The following is a 4951-nucleotide window of genomic DNA, read 5'->3' as shown; positions in this document are numbered from 1 at the left end:
TTTCAGTGAATTCGAAGGCATTCCAAGTTGGTATGCCTGCCATTTAATGGACAGCTTCTAATCAGAATCTCTTAATAAATGAATCTCCTATTTAATTCTTTCATAGGAGTAAGCGATTCACATAAAATCATAGATTTTAGTTCTCTGCTCATAATTTTCTATGAATAATCTGGGTTTGCTTATTTATATATTTCAATTGAATAAAAGGCTGAAAATAATAAAAAAAGGGATTAACTCAAAATATTTTTTGAGATATCCCTTTTTTAATATCAATACTTCTTTAAATCTGTAATAAATAATTAAATATGTAAAATAATAATATCATTAAAATGTTCATTTAAGGGAAATATTTGTAGGCTATTAAGATTCGGAGGGGAAAATGGATAAGGAAGTTATTAAAGTTAGACAATCAATTGCTATTATTTTACTGTTTGTAACAGGTGAATTTTCAATATTAGCTTCTGGTCTTGCAGCAAAAAAAGATAGTTGGATAGCAGTCTTAATAGCTATTATATTTTCACTTATGCTAATGTTTGTATACTTAGGAATATTAAAATTAAAGTCACATCAAAATTTACTTGATGCTATATTAAACGTATTTGGTAAGTATATAGGAAAAATAATAATAGTTTTTTATACTTATTATTTTTTTGATTTAATTGGGTTAGTACTAAGAGATTTTGTACAATTTGCAGAAGCAACTAGTTATGACAAAACGCCTATAATTGTACCAGGTATATTTATGATGATATTATGTGTATGGGTTTTAAAAAAGGGTTTAGTAACGTTATGTAGATGGGCTGAGTTTATTTTCCATATGCATATATAGTAATATTGTTATTTTTTCTTATTCCAGAATTAGATATAAATAATATAAAACCATTTTTATATAATGGAATGGGACCTGTTTTACATGGGGCATATGAAATTTTTATATATCCTTTTGGAGAAGCTGTAGTTTTTTTAGTAGTATTATTATATATGTTTGACATGAAAAAAATAAAGAAAATAAGTTATATGAGTATATTTTTATCATCGATCTATATATTTACTTTGTCAATTTTTATAATAATGGCTATAGGTGAAAATTATTCATCAAGCTTAACTTTTGCTTCCTATGGAATTGCTAAAATAATAAAAATAGAATTTCTACAGAGGTTAGAAATTTTAGCAGCGATAACTTTTCTAATAGGTATATTTGCAAAAGTAAGTATATATTTACTTGCAACATGTATGTGTATTGAGAAGCTTTTAGAATTAAATAATTATAAAAACTTAGTAATTCCTGTTGGAGCATTGTCTCTAAATTTTGTTATATTTAGTTTTGACAGTGTAATAGAATTTAATGAGTGGATATTTGAAGTATGGATATATTTTGCTTTTATATTTATTGTAATAGTTCCTGTGCTTCTTTTGATAGCTGGAAATATAAAAAAATTATTACAAAAAGGAAAAGGATAACAAAATGAGATATAAGTAAAGTTTTTGGAAGTGTACTTAATGGTTAGCATAATTCATGAACAAGTTAATTGCTAGCTTTTTTTGTGATACATTTTAGGATTAATGTTATATATTAGCTAAAAGTTATGGTATAGTAATATTTAATAAGTTGAAATATTAATATAAATATTATATGATTATGTGATGATGTACATATTGCGATAGAGATATTATTTTTAGGAGGAATAAAATATGTTAAAGAAGATGGTGTCAATAATTTTGGCTATTAGTTTAGTGTTGGGTATGCCTGCTACAATAAGCTTAGCTCAATCAATGACTAGTGTTGTATTGAATGATACAGCAATTTCTCTCAAAGAGGAAATATACATAAATGATGAAGGTCACATAATGTGCCCATTACGTGACCTTGTTGAACAGTTAGGTTATTTAGTTACTTGGAATGGTGAAGATCAAAGTATAAAGCTTTCGAAGGATTTAGATGTTATTAAACTAAGGGTTGGAGACTCTAATGTAATAGAAAATGGAAAAGAATTAATTATGAATACAAGTCCTGTTATTAAAGAGGATAAGACCTTTGTACCTGTTGAATTATTTAGTAATGTTTTAAATTTAATTGTAGAATACAATAATGAAAAGCAGATTTTAAAAATAAATAAGTCTAAAGAAAATACGGAACCTTTCTTTGCAAAGTCAGATGATGAAACAATTCAAAATGAGTTAGATTCTTATATGAAAGCTCTAGTTAAAAATCGCAACTTTCATGGAAGTGTATTAGTTGCTAAAGATGGAAAAGTACTTCTTGATCAAGGTTATGGCTTTGCAGATTTTAAGCAAAATATTATGAATAAACCTCAAACTAAATTTGCAATAGGTTCAGTGACAAAGCAATTTACAGCAATGGCAGTTATGCAGCTTTGTGAGAAGGGGTTAATAAATGTAGAGGACAAGGTTTCTAAATATCTATCTGATTTTCCAAATGGCGACATTATTACTATCCACAATTTGTTATCTCAGACATCTGGACTTAAGAATTTTACTGAAGTAAAAGGATTCTTAGAATTAAATACTGATAATAAAGATCCTATGGTTTGTATTAATCTTATAAAAGATATGCCTTTAGAATTTAAACCGGGTGAAGAGTTTAGATACAGCAATACTAACTTTACTTTACTTGGTATAATAGTTGAAAAGGTGACTGGTGAATCTTTAGAAAATTATTTACAAGAGAATATATTTACACCTCTCCATATGGTAAATACAGGCATATGTTATGGTGAGAATAATGAGTTTTCTGGTGCAACAAGTTATACAGGATTCTTAGAAGTAGCCCCTATAGACGATAAACTTGTATTGAGCCAAACCTTTGGAGCAGGAAGTATGTATTCTACAGTTGAAGATTTATATAGATGGGATAGTGCTTTAAAAACAGAAAAACTAGTTAAGCAGCAAACCTTAGATCAGATATTTAAAGAACATATACCTATGTATGAAACAGCGAGCTATGGTTACGGATGGATGATAGCAGATACAGCTATAGGAAAAGAAATTTTGCACGGAGGTAATACTTTTGGATTTACTGCAAATATAGCTAGATATATTGATGAAGATCTTACTATTACAATTTTAACAAATAATGGTTATTGTGATCTTACGGCTTTAACAGATAATTTAACTAAAATAACGTTTAATGAAGATTATGAAATGCCAGAAATATTAAAGGAGATTGAAATAAAAGATAAAGATTTATATGACAATTATGTAGGAAAGTATAATTTTATATCTAATGCAAATTTAGATATTATTAAAAAGGATAATAAACTTTATGCACAAGTTACAGGACAAAAGGCTTTTGAAATATTTCCTCAAACAAATAACAAATTTTTTGCAAAAGAACTAGAGGTAACTATTGAGTTTGTTAATAACGATAAGGATGAAGTTACAGAACTTAAGTTTAAACAATTAGGTATAGAGTTTGTTTGTAAAAGAGTAGATGATACTGCTAAAGATAGCACTATAATAACTGTAGATTCTTCAATATATGATGAATATGTAGGGGAGTATGAACTAACTAAAGATATTATATTTACTATTTCAAATGAAGATGATCATATTTATGCTAAGCTTACACGTCAAGATAAATATGAAATATTTCCTATATCAGAAAGTGAATATATTTACAAGGTTATAGATGCTAAAATTACTTTTGAAAAAGATGATAATAATAAAGTAACAAAATTAATATTAAATCAAAATGGGCAAGAAATGCCTGCTTCTAAAATCAAATAAACTATTAACTGAATACTGTTTAGCATAATATTTCTTTTATACCATATGGCTTATTGTAATAATAAACATATGGTATAATTTGTTTTTGTAATATAAGGTAACCCTTCATCTGTTGAAAAAGAATATATGCTTAAAACTTATCTATAGTGCATAACATCTGCCTAATTTCAGTGAAACCTGTGTTTCTTGCATAATAAAAAAATCTATATTTTGACAAAAACCATAAATTGTGCTAAAATCATAATACTATGAAGTAATTTAAATATATCAAAATATTGACAAATAAATATCAATAATTGGTATAAATTAATAAAATTTTTATTTTTAAGATTTATGTACTAGATTTTTAATATTTTTTCAAACAAATAGTTGTGTAAATAAAAAGATTTAAGAGTATTAATAAGAAAATAAAATTTAAAATGTCCGTATGTATAAAAGAATTAAACTGATGAAAGTATTGAAAAATCAACGATTATAAGTAAGATTAAACCGATTGATAAAAAAATATCAGTCATGCGGAGGGAAATTGAACAAATGTGGTTATTAGTAGTGTTAGAAGCGATTTGACACTATCATAAATGTGTATTTTTCAGTGGTTTAACCTTAACATTGGATGTATTGAAATTGTATAATTGATGCATACATATATAATTCGTCAGAGTTTAACCTTAACATTGGATGTATTGAAATAAATCTTGTGGATTCCAAAGGAAAACTGGTCCGTCGTTTAACCTTAACATTGGATGTATTGAAATGCTTTAAGGCATCTATTATCCATTTCGGGGTATTCGTTTAACCTTAACATTGGATGTATTGAAATTCTACTTGGTATTGCCATCTATTATTATTGTGTAAGTTTAACCTAAACATTGGATGTATTGAAATCCTTTTGTGTCTAAAACAATAACGTTTGGAAAACCTGTTTAACCTTAACATTGGATGTATTGAAATAATTTATTTCCTGTTTCAAAGGCTGTCATGTACTCGTTTAACCTTAACATTGGATGTAACTGAAAACAATAAACCATTAACTATACAAATATTACAATTAATAAATATAAGACTTACATACTGTAGGTCTTTATTTATATTATAAGAAAGTCCTACTCCATGTAGAGCTTAAAAATTGGGAAGTGTAGTTTTCAATGTTTATGTGCTGAAGCTTCTACAGAGAGGTGTATATTTTTTTGATTATATAAAGATG

At 26.7% G+C, this 4951-nt stretch carries 3 protein-coding genes and 1 CRISPR repeat array; all 3 genes read left to right on the top strand.

The annotated features are described in order from the left end of the window. Positions 1 to 379: 379 nt before the first annotated feature. The 3 genes from AYC61_RS22170 (at position 380) to AYC61_RS20475 (ending at position 3747) form a co-directional block, all read left to right on the top strand. On the top strand, positions 380 to 829 hold the full coding sequence (locus AYC61_RS22170; protein ID WP_066507759.1) for a GerAB/ArcD/ProY family transporter: 450 nt from the start codon (positions 380 to 382) through the stop codon (positions 827 to 829). Between the two features lie 5 nt (positions 830 to 834). After that, on the top strand, positions 835 to 1461 hold the full coding sequence (locus AYC61_RS22165; RefSeq protein WP_066507757.1) for a GerAB/ArcD/ProY family transporter: 627 nt from the start codon (positions 835 to 837) through the stop codon (positions 1459 to 1461). Between the two features lie 231 nt (positions 1462 to 1692). After that, complete coding sequence (locus AYC61_RS20475; RefSeq protein ID WP_066507750.1) at positions 1693 to 3747, top strand: serine hydrolase; 2055 nt, start codon at positions 1693 to 1695, stop codon at positions 3745 to 3747. Positions 3748 to 4342: 595 nt separating this feature from the next. Then, a CRISPR array of direct repeats spans positions 4343 to 4763; the repeat unit is 30 nt; unit sequence GTTTAACCTTAACATTGGATGTATTGAAAT. Positions 4764 to 4951 lie beyond the last annotated feature (188 nt).

Origin of the sequence: Abyssisolibacter fermentans (genome assembly GCF_001559865.1) — a bacterium.
GTDB lineage: Bacteria > Bacillota > Clostridia > Tissierellales > MCWD3 > Abyssisolibacter > Abyssisolibacter fermentans.
The sequence above is the reverse complement of the archived record's forward strand: the minus strand, read 5'-3'. Positions and strand labels throughout refer to the sequence as shown.

Bases quoted from the DNA above. Each gene is read 5' to 3' on its own strand.
- AYC61_RS22170 (WP_066507759.1), top strand. From the start codon at position 380: ATGGATAAGGAAGTTATTAAAGTTAGACAATCAATTGCTATTATTTTA.
- AYC61_RS20475 (WP_066507750.1), top strand. From the start codon at position 1,693: ATGTTAAAGAAGATGGTGTCAATAATTTTGGCTATTAGTTTAGTGTTG.